General features: G+C 68.1%; 20 protein-coding genes. 13 read left to right on the forward strand and 7 right to left on the reverse strand.

Going from position 1 to position 22242, the window contains the following annotated elements:
• Window positions 1-312: 312 nt before the first annotated feature.
• Together Q7S93_RS10265 and Q7S93_RS10270 are read left to right on the forward strand one after the other, a co-directional pair.
• Entirely contained in the window at window positions 313-1626 is a 1314-nt protein-coding gene (locus Q7S93_RS10265; RefSeq protein ID WP_304713792.1) for an ATP-dependent nuclease, read from the forward strand.
• Between the two features lie 398 nt (window positions 1627-2024).
• Window positions 2025-4853, forward strand: a complete 2829-nt coding sequence (locus Q7S93_RS10270) for a [protein-PII] uridylyltransferase (RefSeq protein WP_304713793.1) — start codon at window positions 2025-2027, stop codon at window positions 4851-4853.
• A gap of 3 nt (window positions 4854-4856) precedes the next feature.
• On the opposite strand, the gene Q7S93_RS10275 is transcribed toward Q7S93_RS10270, so the two are convergent.
• Window positions 4857-5405, reverse strand: a complete 549-nt coding sequence (locus Q7S93_RS10275; RefSeq protein ID WP_304713794.1) for a hypothetical protein — start codon at window positions 5403-5405, stop codon at window positions 4857-4859.
• A 4-nt stretch (window positions 5406-5409) separates the two neighbouring features.
• Window positions 5410-6639, reverse strand: coding sequence for a CaiB/BaiF CoA transferase family protein (locus tag Q7S93_RS10280; RefSeq protein WP_304713795.1), 1230 nt, complete (start codon window positions 6637-6639; stop codon window positions 5410-5412).
• A gap of 87 nt (window positions 6640-6726) precedes the next feature.
• Between Q7S93_RS10280 and Q7S93_RS10285 the strand changes: the two genes are divergently transcribed.
• Together Q7S93_RS10285 and Q7S93_RS10290 are read left to right on the forward strand one after the other, a co-directional pair.
• Window positions 6727-7893 carry an acyl-CoA dehydrogenase family protein gene (locus Q7S93_RS10285; RefSeq protein ID WP_304713796.1) on the forward strand — a complete coding sequence of 389 codons (1167 nt, stop codon included), beginning with the start codon at window positions 6727-6729 and terminating at the stop codon, window positions 7891-7893.
• A complete protein-coding gene (locus tag Q7S93_RS10290; protein ID WP_304713797.1) occupies window positions 7890-8669 on the forward strand; it encodes an enoyl-CoA hydratase/isomerase family protein in 780 nt (259 codons plus the stop codon). Before Q7S93_RS10285 ends, Q7S93_RS10290 begins: the two co-directional genes overlap by 4 nt.
• A gap of 143 nt (window positions 8670-8812) precedes the next feature.
• Here the strand turns inward: Q7S93_RS10290 and Q7S93_RS10295 are convergent, their stop codons facing one another.
• Window positions 8813-10933: a M3 family metallopeptidase gene (locus Q7S93_RS10295; RefSeq protein WP_304713798.1), complete on the reverse strand. Its 2121-nt coding sequence runs from the start codon at window positions 10931-10933 to the stop codon at window positions 8813-8815.
• Between the two features lie 131 nt (window positions 10934-11064).
• Between Q7S93_RS10295 and Q7S93_RS10300 the strand changes: the two genes are divergently transcribed.
• The 4 genes from Q7S93_RS10300 (at window position 11065) to Q7S93_RS10315 (ending at window position 13991) form a co-directional block, all read left to right on the forward strand.
• On the forward strand, window positions 11065-11916 hold the full coding sequence (locus tag Q7S93_RS10300) for a glutamate racemase (RefSeq protein WP_304713799.1): 852 nt from the start codon (window positions 11065-11067) through the stop codon (window positions 11914-11916).
• Between the two features lie 176 nt (window positions 11917-12092).
• Window positions 12093-13013 (forward strand): hydrogen peroxide-inducible genes activator, encoded by a 921-nt coding sequence (locus Q7S93_RS10305; RefSeq protein WP_304713800.1) that lies wholly within the window; start codon window positions 12093-12095, stop codon window positions 13011-13013.
• A gap of 103 nt (window positions 13014-13116) precedes the next feature.
• Window positions 13117-13686 carry a PadR family transcriptional regulator gene (locus Q7S93_RS10310; RefSeq protein WP_304713801.1) on the forward strand — a complete coding sequence of 190 codons (570 nt, stop codon included), beginning with the start codon at window positions 13117-13119 and terminating at the stop codon, window positions 13684-13686.
• Window positions 13687-13697: 11 nt separating this feature from the next.
• Window positions 13698-13991: a DUF2218 domain-containing protein gene (locus Q7S93_RS10315; RefSeq protein ID WP_304713802.1), complete on the forward strand. Its 294-nt coding sequence runs from the start codon at window positions 13698-13700 to the stop codon at window positions 13989-13991.
• A gap of 3 nt (window positions 13992-13994) precedes the next feature.
• Here the strand turns inward: Q7S93_RS10315 and rraA are convergent, their stop codons facing one another.
• Window positions 13995-14492, reverse strand: a complete 498-nt coding sequence (rraA, locus tag Q7S93_RS10320; protein WP_304713803.1) for a ribonuclease E activity regulator RraA — start codon at window positions 14490-14492, stop codon at window positions 13995-13997.
• A gap of 178 nt (window positions 14493-14670) precedes the next feature.
• Here rraA and Q7S93_RS10325 point away from each other — a divergent pair, with 178 nt between their 5' ends.
• The 3 genes from Q7S93_RS10325 to Q7S93_RS10335 all read left to right on the forward strand — a co-directional run bounded on the left by Q7S93_RS10325 (window position 14671) and on the right by Q7S93_RS10335 (window position 17950).
• The gene (locus Q7S93_RS10325) at window positions 14671-16149 is read left to right on the forward strand and encodes an AMP-binding protein (RefSeq protein WP_304713804.1); all 1479 of its coding nucleotides are present in this window, start codon (window positions 14671-14673) and stop codon (window positions 16147-16149) included.
• Window positions 16150-16343: 194 nt separating this feature from the next.
• The gene (locus Q7S93_RS10330) at window positions 16344-17528 is read left to right on the forward strand and encodes a thiolase domain-containing protein (RefSeq protein WP_304713805.1); all 1185 of its coding nucleotides are present in this window, start codon (window positions 16344-16346) and stop codon (window positions 17526-17528) included.
• Window positions 17529-17533: 5 nt separating this feature from the next.
• Entirely contained in the window at window positions 17534-17950 is a 417-nt protein-coding gene (locus Q7S93_RS10335) for a Zn-ribbon domain-containing OB-fold protein (protein ID WP_304713806.1), read from the forward strand.
• Between the two features lie 54 nt (window positions 17951-18004).
• Here Q7S93_RS10335 and Q7S93_RS10340 read toward each other — a convergent pair whose 3' ends face one another.
• Both Q7S93_RS10340 and purE read right to left on the reverse strand, forming a co-directional pair.
• On the reverse strand, window positions 18005-19087 hold the full coding sequence (locus Q7S93_RS10340) for a 5-(carboxyamino)imidazole ribonucleotide synthase (protein WP_304713808.1): 1083 nt from the start codon (window positions 19085-19087) through the stop codon (window positions 18005-18007).
• Window positions 19087-19599, reverse strand: a complete 513-nt coding sequence (purE, locus tag Q7S93_RS10345; RefSeq protein ID WP_304713809.1) for a 5-(carboxyamino)imidazole ribonucleotide mutase — start codon at window positions 19597-19599, stop codon at window positions 19087-19089. The genes Q7S93_RS10340 and purE overlap by 1 nt, the downstream gene beginning before the upstream one ends.
• A gap of 109 nt (window positions 19600-19708) precedes the next feature.
• On the opposite strand from purE, the gene Q7S93_RS10350 reads away from it, so the two are divergent.
• Both Q7S93_RS10350 and Q7S93_RS10355 read left to right on the forward strand, forming a co-directional pair.
• Complete coding sequence (locus Q7S93_RS10350; protein ID WP_304713811.1) at window positions 19709-20428, forward strand: GGDEF domain-containing protein; 720 nt, start codon at window positions 19709-19711, stop codon at window positions 20426-20428.
• Window positions 20428-21219 (forward strand): pseudouridine synthase, encoded by a 792-nt coding sequence (locus Q7S93_RS10355; RefSeq protein WP_304713813.1) that lies wholly within the window; start codon window positions 20428-20430, stop codon window positions 21217-21219. The genes Q7S93_RS10350 and Q7S93_RS10355 overlap by 1 nt, the downstream gene beginning before the upstream one ends.
• A gap of 3 nt (window positions 21220-21222) precedes the next feature.
• Here Q7S93_RS10355 and Q7S93_RS10360 read toward each other — a convergent pair whose 3' ends face one another.
• Complete coding sequence (locus Q7S93_RS10360; protein ID WP_304713814.1) at window positions 21223-22182, reverse strand: alpha/beta hydrolase; 960 nt, start codon at window positions 22180-22182, stop codon at window positions 21223-21225.
• Window positions 22183-22242: the final 60 nt, after the last annotated feature.

Below are 22242 nucleotides of genomic sequence, written 5' to 3' on the forward strand. Positions count from 1 at the left end.
CCCGCCAGTCGTCTCGACGAGCTCCTGCCGTGGAACTGGACGCCCACGGCGCTTGCCGCCTAAGCCACTTCCGGAGATTCACAGCCTAGCCGCCGCGGTCCTCACCGGATGCGTACTCCTTTTCCGGACGGGCTAAAGATACTTCTCGATTATGAAATCACTTGGCCCGACACAGGCTCCCTCAATGACTCGCTTGAGAAGTTTGTTCGATTTCAGCCGAAGGACGCTCCAGCGAACCATGTAACCGTGGGTCGGATCAATCCAAACGGGGGCTTTGAGGGACAGCAGTACCCGCGAGATACTTTCCTTCAAATGGCTGAGCAGAAAAAAGACACTAGGTGGTGGGCTACTCAATACCTAAGATGGGGGCTTATTCGACTAGATGGACGATCTCGATTTAACCTTACAAACGACCAGAAGGGTGGAGATCTTCTCTCTAGGCCCGGAAATATCCTGGCGCACCTGTTTGTGGATGACGACTCTAGATCGGCGGTCCGGAATGTGCTCCATGACGCATTCTCACTACATTTTGTCATCGATCCGACTAGTCTAGGAACATTGAGAATTCGTCTCTCCGAAGATGTTCCGTTAGATGACGAGCAATCGCTAAATGTTGATGCTAGGAATTTTCACCAAAAAGCGACATACATTAAGGATGCAAGTGATGGACTTCAGGCATTTACAGGTATTGTAACCGCCGTTCATTCCGGAGACTTTCACACTATACTTGTAGATGAGCCGGAAGCTTTTCTTCACCCTCCATTGGCAAGGAAGCTGGGGAAGCATCTGTCCTCCCTGGTAACTGAACGCGGCGGGTCACTCATGGCCTCAACGCATAGCCCAGATTTCCTGATGGGATGTCTTCAGGCGACAAAGGACGTTAGGGTGCTTCGCCTAGAATACGGTTCTGGAAAATCTCGTGGTAAAATGGTTGATCCAATAAAGCTAGAAAGCTTTTTGAGAAAGCCATTGATGAGAAGCGCAAATGTAATATCGTCTCTCTTCTACGATGGAGTCATCGTTTCCGAGTCAGACAATGATCGCGCCTTCTATGCGGAAGTGTACTATCGCCTCACTGAGGCGGGGGTTGATTATCCCTCTATCCTATTTGTAAATGCACAGAATAAACAAACGATAAGGGACATCGTAGGGCCGCTTCGTGAATTTGGTGTGCCAGCAGCTGCAATTGTGGATATCGATATCATAAAAGATGGTGGAAAGGACTGGACTGAATGGCTAAAGTCCGCTCGCGTACCAGACGCGCTCCATCTTGGATACGGCCAGCAGCGATCGGCGATTAAGGACGTACTGATCGCTTCTGGCAAAGACATGAAAAAGGATGGTGGTGTAGATATCCTGTCTGGACAAGGCCGCAAGGCCGCTGACGCGATGTTCAACGTACTTGACAGCTATGGCATATTTGCAGTCAGGCGAGGAGAGCTCGAACACTGGCTCCCCGAATTGAATATCCCGGGCAAGAAGACAGATTGGACGGTGAATATGTTGGATCGGATGGGAAGTGACCCAGCCGCTGCCTCGTACGTCACTCCCAATGGCCAGGACGTCTGGTCCTTTGTCGACAAAGTAACCGCTTGGGTCAAGGACCCGGCGCGACTCGGGATGTGATCTTAAAGCGTGCGCCGGGCTCTGCCACGCCGTGGGCGAAGGCCCTGACGAAGTTGTGGCGCTCATGTGGGGCGCGTGGGGCATTAATGGAAAAAGAATCACTCTCGCCGGAGGCGGCCATACAGCAGGCGCTTGCTAGCGCCCTGAGGTGGGTTGGCCGGTTGCCGCGCAAACGGACTTCCAAACAACTCGGGAGTGTCCTGATATCGGACGAGGCCTCAGGTCCGGAAATTGGCGCACAGCGGATGCGAGACTTACGCAGGCCGCGGACTTCCCCTTCTGGAGTTGATGCGCGTTCCCGCGACGCCGTGCTTGCTGCCCTGGCCAAACCACCGACCTGACGCGCCAAGGCTGATCCCCTATATGCTGTACCTGCGCCGCCACAGCCCCCAGAGCCCATGCCCCCTCGCCTGAAGCCCACCCGCCTGGAATATGTCGTCGATGGGGTGCGGTTGCGCGCTCAGTTGTCGGCGGCGGCGCTGGATGCGGCCGGCGATGAGGCCGAGCAGCGTCGGCGGGCGCTGGAGATCCTGAAACAGGCCCTGTTTCGCGGCCGGATGATCGCCAAGGAGCGGCTGGAGAATGGGGCCGGCGGCATCGAGACCGCGCGGCTCCTGTCCGGGGTCACCGACGAGGTGGTCACCGCCCTCTATGACTTCACCACCGTCCACATGATCCGGGCGCGCAATCCCACCGAGGGCGAGCGCCTGTGTGTGATGGCGGTGGGGGGCTATGGGCGCGGCACGCTCGCGCCCTTCTCCGACCTCGATCTGCTGTTCCTTAGGCCCTACAAGCAGACCGCCCATGTGGAGAGCGTGATCGAGTTCATGCTCTACGCCCTATGGGATCTGGGCTTCAAGGTGGGGCACGCCTCGCGCACGGTGGACGAGTGCGTCAAGCTCGCCCGGGAAGACTTCACCATCCGCACCTCGATCCTGGAGGCCAGGCGCCTGATCGGCGACGAGGCCCTGGCCCAGGAGCTGAAGACCCGCTTCCGCAACGAGGTGGTCAAGGGCACCGGGGCGGAGTTCGTCGCCGCCAAGCTCAAGGAGCGCGATGAGCGCCAGGCGAGAGCCGGCGCCAGCCGCTACATGGTCGAGCCCAATGTGAAGGACGGCAAGGGGGGCCTGCGGGACCTCAACACCCTCTTCTGGATCGCCGAATATCTGAACCCGTCCCAGCCGGTGGACGGGGTGCCGCAGCTGGAGATGTTCGAGGGCCGGGAGATCCGCGCCTTCATCCGGGCCTTCGACTTCCTCTGGGCGGTGCGCGCCCACCTGCATTTCGCCACCGGCCGGCCCGAAGAGCGCCTGACCTTCGACCTGCAGCCGGAGATCGCCCAGCGAATGGGCTATGGCGACCGGGCCGACAATCCGGCCGTCGAGCGCTTCATGCGGCGCTACTTCCTGATCGCCAAGGAGGTGGGCGCCCTGACCCGCGTCTTCGCCGCCAAGCTGGAGGCCGATCGGGTCAAGTCCGCGCCCCGCGGGATTTCCCGCCTGTTCCCCGGCAGCGGCCGCAAGACCACCCGCAAGCCCCTGGACGTGGCCGGCTTCATCGAGGAGGGCGGGCGCCTGGACGTGGAGGGGCCGGAAACCTTCGAGGCCGATCCGCTCAACCTGTTGCGGCTGTTCCAGATCGCCGACCGGCGGGACCTCGATTTGCATCCCGACGCCTTCACCGCCGCCACTAGGTCGCTGGGCCTCATCACCTCGAAGGTGCGGCGCGACCCCAAGGCGGCGAAGATCTTCCTCGACATCCTGGCCGGGGGCCGCGATCCGCAGCGGACGCTGACGCTCATGACCGAGGCCGGCGTGCTGGGGCGCTATCTGCCGGAGTTTGGCCGCATCGTCGCCCAGATGCAGTTCAACATGTACCACTCCTATACGGTGGACGAGCACACCCTGCGGGCGGTTGGTGTGATCGCCGACATCGCGGCTGGCCGCCTGGTGGACGATCATCCCCTGGCCGTCTCGCTGATGCCGCAGATCCAGGAGAAGGACGTCCTCTTCCTGGCCATGCTGCTGCACGACACCGGCAAGGGCGGCGTGGCCGGCGGCCAGGAAAAGGCCGGCGCCCGGGCCGCGAGGGCCGCCTGCGAGCGGCTGGGCCTGCCGCGGGCCCGCATCGACCTCGTCGCCTGGCTGGTGGAGCATCACCTGGAGATGAGCGACTACGCTCAGAAGCGCGACATCTCCGATCCCCGCACCGTGGCCGACTTCGTGCGCATGGTGCAGACGCCCGAGCGCCTGCGTCTCTTGCTGGTGCTGACCGTGGCCGACATCCGCGCCGTGGGGCCCGGCGTCTGGAACGGCTGGAAGGGCCAGCTGCTGCGTGACCTCTACGCCTCGGCCTCAGCCGTGTTCCGCGGCGGGCGGGCCAATGACGCCGTGGCCGTGGTGCGCCAGCGCCAGGCCTTCGCCGCCGCCGACATCCGCGCCCGGCTGGTGGAGGCCGACCCCGCCGCCGTGGCCTGGGGGGAGGCCATGGAGGACGCCTATTTCACGGGCTTTGGCCAGGACGAGATCGCCATCCATGCCGCCGTCTCCCAGCGGGCCCATGCCGAGGGCGCCGCTGCCATGGGCTATGTGCGCGAGGACCTGAACGCCGCCGAGCTGGTGGTGGCCGCCAAGGACCGGACCCGGCTGTTCGCCGACCTGACAAGGGCGATCACCGTCTCCGGCGCCAGCGTGCTGGGCGCCCGGGTCTTCACCTCCCGCCAGGGCCAGGCGCTCGACGTCTTCTATCTGCAGGACATCACCGGCCAGCCCTTCGGCCACGACAATCCCGCCGCCCTGCCGCGCCTGGCCGAGGCCCTGGAGGCCGCCGCCCGCGGCGATGTCCCTCAGGGCGAGCCGCCGCGGGCCGGGGCCGAGGCGCGGACCGCGGCCTTCGCCATCAAGTCCACCGTGCTGATCGACAATGAGGCCTCGGAAAGCGCCACCATTGTCGAGGCTTCGGGCCGCGACCGGCCGGGCCTGTTGACGGCGCTGGCCAATACGCTGGCCGACGCCGGCCTCTCCATCACCTCGGCCCATATCGATTCCTATGGGGAGCGGGCGGTGGACGCCTTCTATGTCACCGACGCCGCCGGCTGGAAGGTGACGCAGACCAAGGCGCTGACGCCGCTCAAGACCGCGCTGCTGGCCGCCCTGAACGAGGGCGACGCCGCCCGCATCCGCAAGAACACCCGCCTGCAGCGCGCCCCGGCCAGCTTCGCCCGCTGAAGCTCAGGGCCGGACGGACCTCGCCAGCTCCGCCACCAGGGGCCTGGCCTGGCCCGGCCAGGTGAGGCGGAAGGCTTTCAGGTGGGCGAAGCGCGGATCGGCCAGGCGCGCGGCGTACTCCGCTCGGCGGCGCTCGAAGGTGGACCAGGCCCAGCGGATGGGATGCTCCGGGGTGAACCACATGGCCGCGGACTCCCGGTTGCCGGTTCCGGGCCATAGCTCCTCACCGCTGATCGCCCGCGTCAGCGAGCGCCAGACCACCCGGCGCATGACCACCGGCCGGTCATAGTCCAGCCAGATCAGGTGGGTGGCCCGGCTCCAGATGCGGTCGCGCACATTGGAATAGCCGCCGGCCATGACCCAGGTCGGGTTGGCGATGGCCGCATCGATCCGGCGGATGAACGCCGGCCGGTCGGTGTCGTTCAGCGAGACCCATCCCGGCTGCCAGTTGATGGCGTCGAGCTCGAAGTGCGGCACGTCCAGGGCCTTCGCCAGGCGACCGGCCAGGGTGGTCTTGCCGGAACCCGAGGTCCCGACCACGACGATGCGCATGGGCTTACTCCGGCGCAGATCGCTGGCGGACCTCGGCGAAGACCTCTTCGGTCTGTTCGCCCAGGCGCGGGGGGTGGCGGCGGATGTTGGACGGGGTCTTTTCGAACTTCACCGGCGGACGGATGGCCTTATAGGGGCCGATATGCGGGTGATCGTAGCGCTCGAACAGGCCGACGGCCTCCAGGTGCGGATCGCTTTCCAGGTCCTCGAAGCGATTGGTCTTCTGCACCGGGATGGACAGGCCCTTGAGCAGGGTCAGCCATTCGTCGGTGGTCTTGGTGGCCGTGACCTCCTCGACCATGGCGTAGAGCTCGCGGGTGTGCTTGGCCCGCTGGGCGTAGTCGGCAAAGCGCGGGTCCTTGGCCACCGTCTCGGCCCAGCCGGCCACGGCGAAGAACTGGTCCCACTGCTTGTCGGTATAGGGCAGCAGGCCGATATAGCCGTCCTTGGTGGCGAAGGGCTTGCGGTGGGGATTGGTCACCCGCTGATAGGACCACTGGCCGGTGGGCGGCTCATAGGCGTGGTCGTAGAGGTTCTCCACCAGGTTGAAGCTGGTGACGCATTCCAGCATCGGCACCTCGACGAACTGGCCCTCGCCGGTTTGCGCCTTGTGGAACAGGGCCGCGGTGATCGCCTGGGCCATGAAGAGGCCCGAGACCTTGTCGGCCACCAGGGTCGGCAGGATGCGCGGGGTCACATTGCCGTCGGTGCGCGGCAAAAGGTCGGCGAGCCCCGAGGCCGACTGGATCAGATCGTCATAGGCCGGCTCCCCGGCATAGGGGCCTTCTGATCCATAGCCGGCGGCGTGGACATAGATCACGTCGGGGCGGATCTTCTTCACCGCCTCATAGTCGAGGCCCAGGCGCTTGAGCCCCTCATAGCGGACCGATGCGGCGAACACGTCGCAGCTGGCGATCAGGGCCTCCAGGGCCGGGCGTATCGCGGCGTCCCGCAGGTTGGCCAGCACCGAGCGCTTGTTGCGGTTGATGGTCAGGAAGATGGGGCCAAGGTCCTTGGGGGCGCCTTCCGGGGGATGGCCGGCCCAGCGCATGATGTCGCCGCCGTCGCCGCGGCCCGAGCCCGGGTCCTCCAGCTTGATCACATCGGCGCCCTGGTCCCCCAGGATCTGGGTCGCATAGGCCCCGAACACCACGCTGGTCAGGTCCAGGATGCGGACGCCCGCCAGTGGCCCGGTGGCCTCCTTCGCCAGTTCCTTGCCTTCCGCCACGGCCATTCTCCCCTATGCTTCTTATCGGCGTTTATGCTGCGCCAAAGAGATCGCGCCAAGCGACGAACCACCGTGACGTAGAGGGAGGACGTGATGGATTTCCAACTCTCCGACGAGCATCGGATGCTCAAGGAGCTGACGGCCCGCTTCGTCCGCGATCACCTCATGCCCCTGGAGGCTGGCGTCCTGGACCGGGAGGCGCAAGGCCAGGGCCTGTCCATCCCGCCCGAAGAGCACGCCCGGCTGGACGAGATCTCCAAGGAGCTTGGCCTCTGGGGCCTGGATGCGCCGGAGGATGTGGGCGGCTCGGACCTGCCCTATGTGGCCATGGTCGGCGTCGGCGAGGAACTGGGCCGCACAATCACCCCCTACACCCTGCCGCCCGACAGCCCGAACCTGCGCATGCTGATGGCGACGGTGAACGAACGCCAGCGCGAGGCCTATCTGGCGCCCTATGTGCGCGGCGAGACCGTCTCGGCCATCGGCATTTCCGAGCCAGGCGCGGGCGCTGATCCCTCGGCCATGATCACCAAGGCCGTCCGCGACGGGGACGACTGGATCATCAATGGCCGCAAGATCTGGATCACCCGGGCGGCTGACGCCGACTTCACCATCCTGATGGCGGTGACCGACACCGAGAAGCGCGCCCGGGGCGGCATCTCGGCCTTCCTGGTGGACAAGGGCGCGCCGGGCTTCAACGTCCTGCGGCAGATCCCGATGATCGGCGGCCAGTCCACCTATGAAATCGCCCTGGAGGATTGCCGGGTCGAGGGCTGGAAGCTGCTCGGCCAGGAAGGCGCAGGCTTTGCGCCGATGCAGATCCGGTTGGGGACGCGGCGGATCGAGATGGCCGCCTGGTCCATCGGCATGGCCCAGCGGGCCCTGGACATGATGGTCGAATACGCCCCGCAGCGGAGCACCTTCGGCGCGCCGCTGTCGGAGCGCCAGGCGATCCAGTGGTGGGTGGCCGATGCGGCGACCCGCATCCATGCCGCTAGGCTGATGACCTATGACTGCGCCTGGAAGCTCGACCAGGGCCGCGACACCCGCATGGAAATCTCCATGATCAAGGCCTACGCCACCGAGATGGCCTGGGAGGTGGTCGACCACGCCATGCAGACCTTCGGCGCCATGGGCATGACCAAGGAGCTGCCCCTGCAGCTGATGGCCACGCGCCTGCGCACCATGCGCATCTATGACGGCCCCACCGAAGTCCACAAATGGGTGGTGGCCCGCAACCTTCTGGGAACCCGCAAATGAGCACCAAGGCCGACCATCTCACCATCAGCGTCCAGGACCATGTGGCCCAGCTGGTCTTCCACCGGCCGCCGGCCAACCATGTGTCGGTGGAACTGGTCGCCGACCTGGCCGACGCCCTGCTGGCCCTCGACAGGGACCCGGCCGTGCGCGCCAGCGTCCTGGCCTCCGACGGCAAGCCCTTCTGCGCCGGCGCCGACCTCGCGTCCCCCACCGGCATCGGCGGGTCGGGCATGGGCGGGGTCTCAGACCTCTACGACCAGGCGATCCGGCTGTTCTCGGTGGAAAAGCCCATCGTGGCCGCCGTCCAGGGGGCGGCGGTGGGCGCAGGCCTGGGGCTGGCCCTGGTGGCCGATTTCCGGGTGGCGGCGCCCGAGGCGCGGTTCTCGGCCAATTTCGTCAAGCTGGGCTTCCATCCGGGCTTTGGCCTGACCCACACCCTGCCCCGGGTGATCGGCGCGCAGAGGGCCGATCTGATGTTCCTGACCGGTCGTCGCATCCGCGCCGAGGACGCCCTGGCCTTTGGCCTCGTGGACGAGCTGGTCCCGGCCAATGAGCTGCGCCAATCGGCCTTCGCGCTGGCCGCCGAGCTGGCGGAGAACGCGCCGCTCGCCGTCGTCGCCACCCGCAGGACGACCCGCGGCAAGCTCGCCGATGCCGTGCGCGCCGCCACCGCCCACGAGCACGTCCAGCAGACCACCCTGCGCGCCACCGAGGATTTCGCCGAGGGCGTGGCGGCGGTGAACGAACGTCGCCCGGGCCAGTTCAAGGGGCGGTGAGGGCCGGGAGGCCGCCCTCGTCCTTCGAGGCCGCTTCGCGGCGCCTCAGGATGAGGGCGAATGGGAGCATGGAGCCGCCCCCCACCTCCTCATGCTGAGGTGCGAGCGCAGCGAGCCTCGAAGCACGCTGCGCCCGGCGCCCCTCAGGTGACGGGGAAGCCCTTGTCGCGGAGATAGGCGCCCACGTCCGGATCGCGGCCGCGGAAGGCGCGATAGGCCTGCGCCTGGTCGACGGTGTCGCCGACCGAGAGGATGTGGTCGACCATCCCCTTGGCCACCCCCTCGTCATACATGCCGCCCGGCGCCTCCCTGAAGGCCTCTGCGGCGTCCTGCGACAGCACCTCGGCCCAGAGATAGGAATAGTAGCCGGCCGAATAGCCGTCCGAGGCGAGGACGTGGGCGAACTGCGGGGTGCGGTGGCGCATGGGCAGCTCGCGGGGCATGCCGAGTTTGGCCAGCTCGTCCCGCTCGAAGGCGTCGGGATCGATATCGGCGTCGCCGGCCAGGTGCAGCTTCATGTCGATAAGCGCCGAGGACAGGTACTCGGTCACGTCGAAGCCCTGGCGGAAGGTCGAGGCCGCGGCGATCTTGTCCACCAGGGCCTGGGGCATGGGCTCCCCGGTCTGATAGTGCAGGGCGAAGCGGCTCAGCACCGGCTGGGTCGGCAGCCAGGCCTCGTTCACCTGGCTGGGGAACTCCACATAGTCCCGCGGCACATTGGTGCCCGACAGGGACGGATAGGTGACGTCGGACAGCAGGCCGTGGATGGCGTGGCCGAACTCGTGGAACAGGGTCGTGGCGTCGTCCCAGGAGATCAGCACCGGCTGGCCCGGCGCGCCCTTCACGAAGTTGGAGTTGTTGGAGACGATCGGGGTGACCTTCCCATCCAGCTTCCGCTGGCTGCGATAGGCGTTCATCCAGGCGCCCGAGCGCTTGCCCGTGCGGGCATAGGGATCGAAGTAGAAGAGGCCCAGATGGCCGCCGCCCCGCTTCACCTCCCAGACGCGGACGTCGGGGTGCGGAACCGGGAGGTTGGTCACCGGGCTGAAGCTCATGCCGTAGACTTCGCCGGCGGCCCAGAACATGCCGTCCACCAGCTTGTCGAGCTGCAGATAGGCCTTCACCTCGTTCATATCGAGGTCGTAGCGGGCCGCCCGCACCTTCTCGGCATAGTAGCGATAGTCCCAGGGCTCGATCTTGACCCCGCCCTTTTCGGCGTCGGCGATGGCCTGCATCTCGGCCACCTCCTCGTGCACCCGGGCCACGGCCGCCGGCCAGACCCGCATCATCAGCTCCATGGCCGCGTCGGGGGTCTTGGCCATGGCCGCCTCCAGCCGCCAGTGGGCGTGGGTCGGATAGCCCAGCAGCGCGGCGCGCTCGGCCCGCAGCTTGAGGATCTTCTGGATGACGCCGTTATTGTCGTGGGCGTCGCCGTTGTCGCCGCGGCTGTAATAGGTGCGCCACACCTTCTCACGCAGGTCCCGGCGCTCTGAATAGGTCAGGAACGGGTCCATGGAGGACCGGGTGTTGAGGATGGCGTACTCGCCGGGGCGATTCCGATCGGCGGCGGCGGTCGCCGCGGCCGAGCGCACATCCTCGGGCAGGCCCCGCAGCTCCGCCTCGGTCTTCAGATAGAGGACATAGTCCGTCTCGTCGGCCAGCAGGTTCTGGCTGAAGGTGGTGAAGGCCTGGGCCAGCTCGCCATTGATCACCGCCACGCGGGCCTTGGCGGCGGGGTCGAGCCGGGCGCCGGCGCGGACGAAGGCGTTCCAGCGTTTCCAGGTCAGCCGCTGCTGTTCCGGCGTCAGCCCGGCGCTTTCCCGGGTCTCATAGACCTGTTCGATACGGCGGAAGAGTGCGGCATTCTGCAGGATCCGGTCGCCATGGGCGGCGAGCTTCGGCTCCATCTCGGCCTCCAGGGTCCGCATCTCAGGGGTCGAAAGGGTCCCGCCCCATACCCCATAGGCCGTTCCCACCCGGTCCAGGGCCGCGCCGGCCCGCTCCAGGGCCGCGATGGTGTTTTCGAAGGTGGCGGGCTCGGGATTGGCCGCGATGGCTTCGACCTCCTTGAGCTCCTGCGCCATCGCCGCCTCAAGGGCCGGGGCGAAGTCGGCCACCTTGACCTTGTCGAAGGGCGGGACGCCACCATAGGGGCCGGTCCAGGGCGCCAGGAGGGGGGCGCCGTCGGCGGCGAAGGCGGGCAGGGGCAGGGTGGCGGCGCCGAGCGCTGCGCTCGAGACGGCCAGGAACATGCGCCGATCCATGAAAACTCCAGGTCTGACGGAAAAGGTTGGCGCGACCTTAGGCGCCGCGGGGCGGCACGTCACATGACAGCCTCGTAATGTTACGTCGTCAGGCCCTGGCGGCCCGCCCGCGCGCCCGTTAAAGCCGTGGCATGGCCATCGGCGTGTTTGATTCCGGAGTGGGCGGCCTGACCGTCCATCGCAAGCTGGTCGAGCGCTTCGCGAGCGCCGACCTCGTCTATCTGGCCGACCAGGCCAACGCCCCCTATGGCGGGCGACCCGGCGAGGAGATTGTCGACCTGACCCGGGCCGGCTGCGATCGCCTGTTCGCCCAAGGGTGCGACCTGGTGGTGCTGGCCTGCAACACCGCCTCGGCCATCGCGCTGCGGCGGCTGCAACAGACCTGGCTGCCCCAGCGCCGTCGGGAGCTGGAGCGGCCGGTGAATGTGCTGGGGCTGATCGTGCCCACCATCGAGGCGGCCACCGGCCTGCCCTGGGAGCATGAGGCCGAGCGCCGCGGCGACAAGGTGGAGAAGCTGGACATCCTGGCGGTGTTCGCCACCCCGGCCACCGCCCGCAGCCGGGTCTATGAGATCGAGATCGACAAGCGCCGCCAGGACGTGGCGGTCTTCGTCGAGCCCTGCCCGGATCTCGCCCGCATGATCGAGACCAATGCCGGCGCGGTCGAACTCGCCGCCGAGGTCGAGCGCCATGTGGCGACCATCACCGCCCGCATCGGCCGGGCGCCGGACCGCGCCATCCTGGGCTGCACCCACTATGAGATCGTCGCCGACATGTTCCGCGCCGCGCTCAAGCTTGGCACGCCGCTGATCCACCAGCCCGAGGCCACGGCCGCCGCCCTGGCGGGCTATCTGGAGCGCCATCCCGAGATCGATCCGGGCTCGGGGGGCCTGCGTCGCTTCTTGACCACCGGACGGCCCGGCGCTCAGCACCAGCTGGTGGAGACCTTCTGGGAAGGTCCGCTGAGCTTCGAACAGGCCTGACCCGCAAGCCGGGGTCCGGAGGCGCGCCGACGCTTGGGGAGAGAAGACACAAACCCCCGGACATTGAGGCGACCTTGGAGCCGACCGCCTCGACACGCGGAGTTTCGCCCAGGCTAAGATCGGGGTCCAATCAATTGTTTTTTGGAAAACGATAGGGCTGACCTATATTGCTGGTCATGATCCTGCCCACCGTCCGCCAATTGCAATATCTCAAGGCCCTGGCCGAGCACGGCGCCTTCGGCCGCGCCGCCGAGGCCGCCCACGTCACCCAGCCCACCCTGTCGGCGGGCATCCAGGAGCTCGAACGCACCCTGGGGGCGCCGGTGGTGGACCGGGCGCGGACCGGGGTGATCCTGACCGCCGTGGGCGAGGCCGCCCTGCGCCGGGCCGCCACCATCCTCAACGAGGCCGAGGAGATGGTCCAGGAGGCCCGCCATGCCGGCCAGCCCCTGTCGGGCCGTTTCCGCCTGGGGGTGATCCCGACCATCGCCCCCTTCCTGCTGCCGCGGGCCTTTCCCCTGCTGCGCGCCCGCTATCCGGACCTGCGGCTCTTCCTGCGGGAGGACCTGACCCAGCGGTTGATCGCGGGGCTGAAGGCCGGCCAGTTGGACGCGGCCCTGATCGCCCTGCCCTATGAGACCGCGGGCCTCGACCTCGCCCATGTGGCCGACGACGAACTGGTCGCCGCCCTGCCGGCCAACCATCCCCTGGCCCAGATGAGCGCCACACCGCCCGACGAACTGGAGCGGGCGGAGATGATCCTGCTGGAGGACGGCCATTGCCTGCGCGAGCACGCCCTGGCCGCCTGCGGCCTCAAGGCGCCCCGGGCCAGCGTCGATGACGGCCCCTTCGCCGCCACCTCCCTGCCGACCCTGGTGCAGATGGTGGGCTCAGGCCTGGGGGTGAGCTTCCTGCCGGCCATGGCGGTGGCCGCCGGCCTGACCGACGCCGCGGCCGTGACCATCCGGCCGCTCGCCACCGACCATCCCAGCCGCGAGATCGTGGTGGCCTGGCGCGCGGGCTCCAGCCGGGCGGCGGAAGGGCGGCTGCTGGCTGAGATCATGCGCGAAGTGGTCGATCCGCCTCTGGCGCACTGACGCCCTGACGTTGGCGCAAGCCTTCGGAAATCTTAAGCCTTGCGTTCCGATATAGTTCGATATATCTATTGTTTCGATAGATCGAAATAGGAACGAAATACACATGCATCGACACTTTGGTTTCAACCCCCACCGCGCCCGCCACGGCCGTGACGGCATGTCCGGACATGGCGGCCCTCATGGTGGCGGCCACGGCCGCCGTGGCGGCGGACGTCCCCGGCTTGGCCGCTTCCTGGAGCACGGCGACCTGCGCTTCGTGCTGCTGGCCCTGATCGAACAGGCGCCGTCCCACGGCTATGAGCTGATCCGCGCCCTGGAAGAGCGCACCGGCGGCGCCTATCGCCCCAGCCCCGGCGCCATCTACCCGACCCTGGCCCTGCTGGAGGACGAGGGCTTCGTTCTGCAGAGCGGCGGCGAGGGCGGTCGCAAGCTCTACGCCATCACCGACGCCGGCCGCGAGGCCCTGGCCGTCCAGAAGCCCTCGGTGGACGCCATCTTCGCCCGCATGGGCGCGGTGGGCGCCGATGACGCGGGCCGCGACAAGGTCCGCCGGGCCATGGAAAACGTGAAGATGGCGCTCAAGCTGCGCCTGTCCCGCGGGGCCAGCGACGCCGAGGCCGCCGCCGTGGCCGCCGTCCTAGACGAGGCGGCCGGCAAGATCGAACGTCTGTGAGGGCCTGCGTCATGCACACCTCGACAGCCTCGGTCGCGACCGCCCACGCTCACCGCTACATGGTCCAGCTCTGCAAGCATTTCGGCCACAAGGTCACCGCCGAGTTCGACGACCAGGTTGGGCGGATCGCCTTCCCCATGGGCGAGACGCGCCTGGCCGTCGCGCCCGAAGCCCTGGAGCTCTCGGCCCAGGCGAACACGCCAGAGGACCTGGTCCGGCTGGAAGATGTGATCGCCAGCCACCTCAAGCGGTTCGCCTTCCGCGAGCCGGACCTGGCCGTGGACTGGCGCCCGCTCGCGCCCTGACCCTCAGGCCGGCAGGACGATGACCCCGTCCTCATCGGCGAACAGCCTGTCGCCCGGCGTGAAGATCACGCCCCCGAAGGCGACCAACACATCGGTCTCGCCCTGGTCGCGGCGCACGCTGCGCAGGGGCATGGTGCCGAGCGCCTTGACCCCCAGGTCGAGCGTGGCCAGGACGGGGGCGTCGCGCACCGCCCCATGGACCACGACGCCCGCCCAGCCGTGATCCACCGCGCTCTGGGCGATCATGTCGCCCACCAGGGCGCAGTTCAGTGAACCGCCGCCGTCCACCACCAGCACCGCGCCGTGCCCCGGCGTGGCGAGGACGGCCTTCACCTTGGAATTGTCCTCATGGCAGGCCACCGTGCGGATCGGTCCCGAAAAGGCCCGGCGCCCGCCCAGATCGCGCAGCTGCAGGCGCAGCACCTGGGCCTGGCCCTCGTTCTCGTCGCTGAGGTCGGCGACCGAGGTCTGGGATTCCGACATGGGGCGGGGCTCCGGCATGGGGTTGGGTCTATGGGCCTGCTGATAGCCGCAGGGGGCATGATCGTCCAACCCCTTGCCAGGGACGGCGATGGCAGGGGAAACTGATTGCGCCGCCCTCCCATTCTGGCGGCATACCATTTCATAGAGATCGCGGACGCCTCAACGAGCCGCGACCCTGCATTAGGGACGACACACCATGGTCGACGAGACGATTTCCCTGGGCGCGCGCCTGGCGGACCTGGCGCGGGATAGGCCCGACGCCCCGGCCGTCTCCAGCGGCGAGACCACTCTGACCTACAGCCAGTTCCATCGGCGCACCAACCGCCTGGCCCGCGGCCTGATGGCGCTGGGGGTCAAGCAGGGGGACCTGGTCACCCTGGGCCTGCCCAATGGGATCGGCTTCGTCGAGGCCTGCTGGGCCCTGTGGAAGGTGGGCGCGACGCCGCAGCCGGTGTCCTTCCGCCTGCCCAGGGCCGAGCTGGAAGCGATCATGGAGCTGGCCAAGACCCCCCTCGTCATCGCCGCCTTCGACCATGCGATCGACAAGCCCCTGGTGAACATCGACGCCATCGCCGCCAGGTCCGACGACGACTCGGACCTGCCCGACGCCATCGCGCCCGTCTCCAAGGCCCCCACCAGCGGCGGCTCCACCGGCCGGCCCAAGCTGATCCTGGCCGGTCAGCCAGGCGTGACGGTGAAGGAAGCGCCCGAGGTCGGCGGCTGGCAACTGCGGGCCGACTCCATAGCCCTGCTGCCGGCGCCGCTCTATCACAACGCCGGCTTCGGCATGATGATGTCGGCCATCAACATGGGCGCCCACATCGTGGTGATGCCCAGGTTCGACCCCGAAAAGACCCTGGCCGAGATCGCGCGCTGGAAGGCCACCTGGGTCTATATGGTGCCGACCATGATGAACCGGATCTGGCACCTGCCCGAGGAGGTCCGCGGCCGCCACGACCTGTCTTCCCTGCAGACCCTCTGGCACCTGGCCGCGCCCTGTCCGCCCTGGTTGAAGGAGGCCTTCATCCACTGGCTGGGGGGCGAGGTGATCCAGGAGCTCTATGCCGGCACCGAGGCCCAGGCCTCCACCGTCATCTCCGGGACCGAATGGCTGGAACACCGGGGCTCGGTGGGCAAGGTCCGCATGGGCGAGATGGTCGCCATGGACGAGGCGGGAAATCCCCTGCCGCCCCGGGAGGTCGGCGAGATCTATATGCGCCGCCCCGAGGGCGCCGGCCCGTCCTACAAATATCTCGGCGCCACGGCCAAGACCCTGCCCGGCGGCTGGGAGAGCCTGGGCGACATCGGCTGGTTCGACGAGGACGGCTATCTCTACCTGGCCGACCGGCGGACCGACATGATCCTGGTCGGCGGCTCCAACGTCTATCCGGCCGAGATCGAGGCCGCCCTGGACGAGCATGAGGCGGTGATGTCCTGCGCCGTCATCGGCATCCCCGACGACGACCTGGGCGCCAAGATCCACGCCATCGTGCAGGTGAGCCGGCCGACCACCGAGGCCGAACTGCGCGACTACCTCTCCACCCGCCTGGTCACCTACAAGCAGCCCAGGACCTACGAGTTCGTCGACGAGCCCCTGCGGGACGACGCCGGCAAGGTCCGCCGCTCGGCCCTGCGGGAGGCCCGCCTCGAGGCGCTGAAGGCGCAGCCGGCTTAGGGGCGATACCCCACCGCCGTCGTGGTCGGGCTTGACCCGACCATCCATGAACACAGGGTCGGCCTCGGTGTGCATGGGCCCCCGGGTCAAGCCCGAGGGCGACGAGATTTGCTTTCGCGACTGCGGGGATGACACCGCGCCCTGGCGCGGATAAGGCCAGACACATTGATCAGAAGCATAATCCGGGAAGGGACATGAGCATTAAAGGCCAGGCCTACATAATGGGCGCCTACGAGCATCCGCTCCGCGACGCCCCAGACAAATCCACCCCCCAGATCCACGCCGAATGCGCCAAGGGCGCGCTCGAAGACGCGGGCCTGACCAAGGACGACATCGACGGCTATTTCTGCGCCGGCGACGCCCCGGGTTTCGGGGGCATGTCCATGATCGACTATATGGGCCTGCGGAATGTCCGTCACATGGACTCCACCGAAACCGGCGGCTCGTCCTACATCCTGCATGTGGGCCACGCGGCCCAGGCGATCGCCCAGGGCAAGTGCAAGGTGGCGCTGATCACCCTGGCCGGCCGCCCGCGGCAGCAGAAGTTCGGCGGCTTCGGCGGGGGCGGACGTCCCGGCCAGCTGACCGACGGCCCGCCCGAGGCGGGCTTTGAGAACATCTACGGCGGCACCACCCACAACACCTACGCCATGTGCGCTGCGCGCCACATGTACGAGTACGGCACCACGTCAGAGCAGCTGGCCTGGATCAAGGTGGCCGCCAGCCATCATGCCCAGTGGAACGAGCACGCCATGCTGCGGGACGTGGTCACGGTCGAGGACGTGCTGAACTCGCCGATGATCTCCGACCCGCTGCATCGGCTGGACTGCTGCGTCGTCTCCGACGGCGGCGGCGCCCTGATCGTCACCAGCCCCGAGATCGCCGCCAGCCTGAACCGGCCCAAGGTGAAGGTCATCGGCGCCGGCGAGAGCCCCAAGGGTCCCATGGGCGGCCACGACCTGGACCTGACCCATTCGGGCGCCCTGTGGTCTGGCCCCATCGCCTTCGAAGAGGCCGGCGTGAAGCCGTCCGACATGAAGTACGCCTCGATCTATGACAGCTTCACCATCACCGTGCTGATGCAGCTGGAAGACCTGGGCTTCTGCGAAAAGGGCCAGGGCGGCAAGTTCGTCGCCGACGGAAACCTGATCTCCGGCGTCGGCAAGCTGCCCTTCAACACTGACGGCGGCGGTCTCTGCAACAACCACCCGACCAATCGCGGCGGCATCACCAAGGTGATCGAAGCCGTCCGTCAGCTCCGCGGCGAAGCCCACCCGAAGGTCCAGGTTCCCAATTGCGACCTGGCCATCGCCCACGGCACCGGCGGCTCGCTCGGCACCCGCCACGGCTCGGCCACCCTCATCATGGAACGGGAGTAGGTCCCATGAGCGACACCAAAACCGCCCCCGAAGCGCAGGCGCGCAAGATCCCCGCCCCGCCGGTGACCATCGAGTCCAAGCCCTTCTGGGACGCGGCCGCCGAAGGCCGCTTCCTGATCAAGCGCTGCAATTCCTGCGGCAAGGCCCACTGGTATCCCCGGGCCATCTGCCCGATCTGCTTCTCCGATGACACGGTCTGGGAAGAGAGCCCGGGCGAAGGGGTGATCTACGCCCATTCGGTCATGCGCCGCTCGCCCACCGGCCCCTTCGCCATCGGCTATGTGACCCTGGACGAAGGCCCGGCCGTGCTGACCAACTTCGTGGACTGCGACCTCGACGCCCTGGCCATAGGCCAGCGGGTCAAGGTCAGGTTCCAGGACACCGAGAACGGCCCGCCGGTTCCGGTGTTCAGCCCGATCTGAGGCCGCGTGTTCTTCGTCGCCCTCGGGTCGAGCCCGAGGGCGACTGAACCGCCCTTAAAGCGGAGACAGCCTGTTGACGTGGCCCATCTTGCGACCCGGCTTGGCCTCGCGCTTGCCGTAGAGGTGCAGGCGGGTCTCCGGCTCGGCGGCCAGTTTCAGCCAGGCCCCCGCCTCGTCGCCCAGCAGGTTGATCATCTCCACATGGACCCGCGCGTCGGTGGGGCCAAGCGGCCAGCCGGCGACGGCGCGGATGTGCTGCTCGAACTGGCAGACCTCGCAGCCGTCCTGGGTCCAGTGGCCGGTATTGTGCACCCGAGGCGCGATCTCATTGGCCAGCAGGCGACCATCGGCCAGCCCGAACAGCTCGATGCCGATGACGCCCACATAGTCTAGGCGGGTGAGGATCTGGGCGGCGATCCGCTCGGCCTGGCCGGCCAGGTCCGGCGCCGCCGGGGCAGGCGCCACCGAACGCCGCAGGATGCCGCCCTCATGATGGTTCTCGGCCAGGGGGTAGATGGCCAGGCCGCCATCGCGGCCGCGGGCGGCGATCACCGACAGCTCGCGAACGAAGTCGGCCGGCGCCTCCAGGATGCAGGGCACGCCCCCCAGGGCCTCGAAGACGCCCGCTGCGTCGGCGACGTGCTCGACCCACTTCTGGCCCTTGCCGTCATAGCCCTCGCGGCGGGTCTTCATCAGGGACGGGACGCCGATCAGGGCGGCGGCGGCGGCGGCGCTCTGGGTGTCGTGAACCTCGGCGAAGGCCACGGTGGCGACTCCGGCGGCGTTCAGGAAGGTCTTCTCGGCCACCCGGTCCTGGGCCACGGCCAGGGTTTCGTCGTTGGGCGCCACGGGAGCGCCCAGGGCCTTCAGCCGCTCGACGGCGGCGGCCGGCACCTTCTCGAACTCATAGGTGATCACGTCGCAGAGGTCGGCCAGCCGGGCCAGGGCGTCGGCGTCATCGAAGGAGGCGATCAAGGTCTCCCGCGCCACCCGGGAGGCGGGCGCGTCCAGCTCCGGGGTCAGGATCACCACGTCGAAGCCCAGGCGCGCGGCGGCGAGCGCCAGCATCCGCCCCAGCTGTCCGCCGCCGAGAATGCCGATGGTCGCGCCCGGCGCGAGGGGAAAGCCCAGCTCCATCAGCCTTCGACCGTCTCAGCCACGGCCTCGGCCAGATCCTGGGCGAAGGCGGTGAGCCGGGCCGACAGCTCGGCGTCGCCGAGCGCCAGGATACGGGCGGCGAGAATGCCGGCGTTCTTGGCGCCGGCCTCGCCGATGGCCAGGGTGGCGACGGGAATGCCGCCGGGCATCTGGACGATGGAGAGCAGGCTATCCAGGCCCTTCAGCGCCTTGGACACCACCGGCACGCCCAGGACCGGCAGCTCGGTCATCGAGGCCGCCATGCCCGGCAGATGGGCCGCGCCGCCGGCCCCGGCGATGATCACCTTGTAGCCCTTGGCCCGGGCGGTGGTGGCGAAGTCATAGAGGCGCTGGGGCGTGCGGTGGGCCGACACCACCTTGGCCTCCCAGGCCACGCCGAGCGCGTCGAGCTGTTCGGCGGCCAGCCGCATCGTCGGCCAGTCGGAGCGGCTGCCCATGATAATGGCGACGGGCGGACAGCCGCCTGGGCCGGCGGGGTGGGAATTGGCCATCGGACGGGCCCCTCGGTCGGAAAGGCGCGGAGTATAGGCGCCGCCTTTGCGCCGGCAACCGATCACCGGTAGGTTTCTTATGGTTAAGGCTGGAAGTGATTCCCTTCCCATGAAGATCACGGGCGCACGCACCGAACCCTTTGCGGCGATCCGCAAGCGGGCCCTGGCCCAGGCCGGCGCCCAGAGCGCGGCCGCTCGCGCCCTGCCGGCCGACACGTCTGGCTTCCTGGGCATTTCAGAAGCCGAGATGACGCCGGTGGTCCGGGGCGCCCTGCAGACCCTGCTGACCGAGATCGACGACCTGCGGGGCGAGGTCTCCCGGCTCAAGGCCAAGCTGGCCGAGGTCGAGGGCCTGGCCGACCGCGATCCCCTGACCCCGCTGCTCAATCGCCGGGCCTTCATGCGCGAGCTGTCGCGGGTGCAGACCTTTTCCCGGCGCTACGCCTCACCGGCCAGCCTAGTCTATTTCGACCTGGACGACTTCAAGAGCGTCAATGACCGGTTCGGCCATGCGGCCGGCGACGCGGTGCTCAAGGCCGTGGCCGAGCGGTTGACCGGCCTGGTGCGCGAAAGCGACATCGTCGGGCGGATGGGCGGCGACGAGTTCGCCGTCATCCTCGTCCAGGCCACCGCCCGCACCGCCCAGGCCAAGGCCGAGGCCCTGGCGCGCACCCTGGAGCAGGCGCCCATCCAGTTCGGCGACTGGTCGGCGCCCCTGCACCTTTCCTTTGGGGTCTGCGAAATCCCGCATGATGGAGAGGCCGAGGCGATCGTCGCCCAGGCGGACGCGGCCATGTTCATCCGCAAGCGCGAGCGCCAGGCCGGCTGATGGCCTGGACGCGCACCTATGAAGAGGCCGAGCCCCAGCGGGTCAATCGCTGGCTGGCCCAGAGCGGCGTCTGCTCCCGCCGCGAGGCCGAGGCCCTGATCGCCGCGGGCCAGGTCTCCATCGACGGCGAGACCGTCTCCGACCCCGGCCGCAAGATCGAGACTGGCCAGACGCTCACCCTGGACGACGGCGCCCAGGCCCGCCTCGCAGGCCAGATGACGGTGATTATCAACAAGCCGGTGGGCTATGTATCGGCCCAGCCGGAGCCCGGCCAGATTCCCGCCGCCCGCCTGCTGACCCCCCAGGCCCTGTGGGGGGATGAGGCCGAGATCCCGGCGGCCGACCGCAGCCTGGCGCCGGTGGGGCGGCTGGACCTGGACAGCCGGGGCCTGCTGATCCTGTCGGAGGACGGGGTGGTGACCAAGGCGGTGATCGGCCCGGACTCGCAGATGGAGAAGGAATATCTGGTCCGCGTGCGGGGCGACATCGCAGAGCCGGTCCTGGCCAGGCTGCGCGACGGCCTGGCCCTGGATGGCCGCCAGCTGAAGCCGGCCAAGGTGACCCTGGCCGGGGACCAGCGCCTGCGCTTCATCCTGACCGAGGGCCGCAATCGCCAGATCCGCCGGATGTGCGACCTGGTGGGGCTGTCGATCATCGACCTCTACCGCCTGCGGATCGGCCCCCTGAAGGTTGGCGACCTGCCGGAGGGCCGCTGGCGTCCGATCAGCCCCCGCGAGCGCGAGGCCCTGCTGACCCCCGGCTTCAGCCCCAAGCCCGCCCGCCGCCGCTGAGGCTCAGGCCGGGGCCAGCGCCCGGGCCAGCGCAGCGCGGCTGTCGCGGGCGGCGGTCTGGCTGACGCCCGCCTCCGGCGCCCACTGGAAGCCGTGGAAGGCGCCGGGATAGACATGAAGCTCTACCGGCACGCCAGCCCGTAGCAGCCGCTGGGCGTAGGCCAGGTCTTCCTCCAGGAACAGGTCCAGCGCGCCGGTGGCGATGAAGGTCGGCGGCAGGCCTGAAACGTCGGTAGCCCGCGCGGCCGCTGCATAGGGGGAGACCCCGTCTGCGCCAGGCTCATGACCCAGCAGGGCTCTCCAGCCGAAGGCGTTGGCCTGGGGCGTCCAGACGAAGGCGCCGGCATAGGGGTGCGGGTCAGGGCTGACGCAGGTGCGGTCATCGATCATCGGATAGATCAGGTGCTGGAAGGCGAGCGGGTAGTCCCCCCGGTCCCGGGCCAGCAGGGCCAGGCCCGCCGCTAGACCGCCGCCGGCGCTCTCCCCCATCAGGCCGACCCGCGTACGGTCGATCCCCAGGGCTTCGGCGTTGGCGAAGATCCAGGCGAGGGCCGCGTAGCAGTCCTCCACCGGCCCGGGGAAGGGCGTCTCCGGCGCAAGCCGATATTCCACCGAGACGATGCAGCAGGCGAGGTCGGCGGCCAGCGGCCTATGGACCGCCTCGTTGTCGGCGGCCGCGCCGGCCACATAGCCGCCGCCGTGAATGTGCAGGATGCAGGGCAGCAGGCCGTGGGCGTCCGCAGGGCGGTAGACCAGCACCTCGACATCTGGCGCGCCGGCGGGCCCAGGAATTGTCCGCCGCTCCAGGCTGGTGCGGGCCAGGTCCTCGGGCCGGACCTGAAAGCGGGCGGGCCGCCCCCGCATAAAGGGCAGCAACTCCTGGGTCAGTTCGAAGGCGGGAAAGGTGTCGAGCAGGGGCAACAGCTCCGGATCGACTAGCTCTCGGTTCGCGGCCTTGTCCATGTCTCGTCCCCTTGGCGATTTCCCGAAAGCTTGGCAGGCGCCGCGCGCTCTAGGAAGCCT

The organism is Phenylobacterium sp. (assembly GCF_030646615.1).
In the GTDB taxonomy this organism is placed as follows: domain Bacteria; phylum Pseudomonadota; class Alphaproteobacteria; order Caulobacterales; family Caulobacteraceae; genus Phenylobacterium.

What these genes read in the sequence shown, in the direction of transcription:
- Q7S93_RS10340 (WP_304713808.1), bottom strand. Translation starts at nt 19,087, where the DNA reads ATGGAGCTGGGCTTTCCCCTCGCGCCGGGCGCGACCATCGGCATTCTC.
- purE (WP_304713809.1), bottom strand. Translation starts at nt 19,599, where the DNA reads ATGGCCAATTCCCACCCCGCCGGCCCAGGCGGCTGTCCGCCCGTCGCC.
- Q7S93_RS10290 (WP_304713797.1), top strand. Translation starts at nt 7,890, where the DNA reads ATGAGCACCAAGGCCGACCATCTCACCATCAGCGTCCAGGACCATGTG.
- Q7S93_RS10330 (WP_304713805.1), top strand. Translation starts at nt 16,344, where the DNA reads ATGAGCATTAAAGGCCAGGCCTACATAATGGGCGCCTACGAGCATCCG.
- Q7S93_RS10335 (WP_304713806.1), top strand. Translation starts at nt 17,534, where the DNA reads ATGAGCGACACCAAAACCGCCCCCGAAGCGCAGGCGCGCAAGATCCCC.
- Q7S93_RS10295 (WP_304713798.1), bottom strand. Translation starts at nt 10,933, where the DNA reads ATGGATCGGCGCATGTTCCTGGCCGTCTCGAGCGCAGCGCTCGGCGCC.
- Q7S93_RS10280 (WP_304713795.1), bottom strand. Translation starts at nt 6,639, where the DNA reads ATGGCCGTGGCGGAAGGCAAGGAACTGGCGAAGGAGGCCACCGGGCCA.
- Q7S93_RS10315 (WP_304713802.1), top strand. Translation starts at nt 13,698, where the DNA reads ATGCACACCTCGACAGCCTCGGTCGCGACCGCCCACGCTCACCGCTAC.
- Q7S93_RS10270 (WP_304713793.1), top strand. Translation starts at nt 2,025, where the DNA reads ATGCCCCCTCGCCTGAAGCCCACCCGCCTGGAATATGTCGTCGATGGG.
- Q7S93_RS10360 (WP_304713814.1), bottom strand. Translation starts at nt 22,182, where the DNA reads ATGGACAAGGCCGCGAACCGAGAGCTAGTCGATCCGGAGCTGTTGCCC.
- Q7S93_RS10310 (WP_304713801.1), top strand. Translation starts at nt 13,117, where the DNA reads ATGCATCGACACTTTGGTTTCAACCCCCACCGCGCCCGCCACGGCCGT.
- Q7S93_RS10350 (WP_304713811.1), top strand. Translation starts at nt 19,709, where the DNA reads ATGAAGATCACGGGCGCACGCACCGAACCCTTTGCGGCGATCCGCAAG.
- Q7S93_RS10325 (WP_304713804.1), top strand. Translation starts at nt 14,671, where the DNA reads ATGGTCGACGAGACGATTTCCCTGGGCGCGCGCCTGGCGGACCTGGCG.
- Q7S93_RS10285 (WP_304713796.1), top strand. Translation starts at nt 6,727, where the DNA reads ATGGATTTCCAACTCTCCGACGAGCATCGGATGCTCAAGGAGCTGACG.
- rraA (WP_304713803.1), bottom strand. Translation starts at nt 14,492, where the DNA reads ATGCCGGAGCCCCGCCCCATGTCGGAATCCCAGACCTCGGTCGCCGAC.
- Q7S93_RS10300 (WP_304713799.1), top strand. Translation starts at nt 11,065, where the DNA reads ATGGCCATCGGCGTGTTTGATTCCGGAGTGGGCGGCCTGACCGTCCAT.
- Q7S93_RS10275 (WP_304713794.1), bottom strand. Translation starts at nt 5,405, where the DNA reads ATGCGCATCGTCGTGGTCGGGACCTCGGGTTCCGGCAAGACCACCCTG.
- Q7S93_RS10265 (WP_304713792.1), top strand. Translation starts at nt 313, where the DNA reads ATGGCTGAGCAGAAAAAAGACACTAGGTGGTGGGCTACTCAATACCTA.
- Q7S93_RS10305 (WP_304713800.1), top strand. Translation starts at nt 12,093, where the DNA reads ATGATCCTGCCCACCGTCCGCCAATTGCAATATCTCAAGGCCCTGGCC.
- Q7S93_RS10355 (WP_304713813.1), top strand. Translation starts at nt 20,428, where the DNA reads ATGGCCTGGACGCGCACCTATGAAGAGGCCGAGCCCCAGCGGGTCAAT.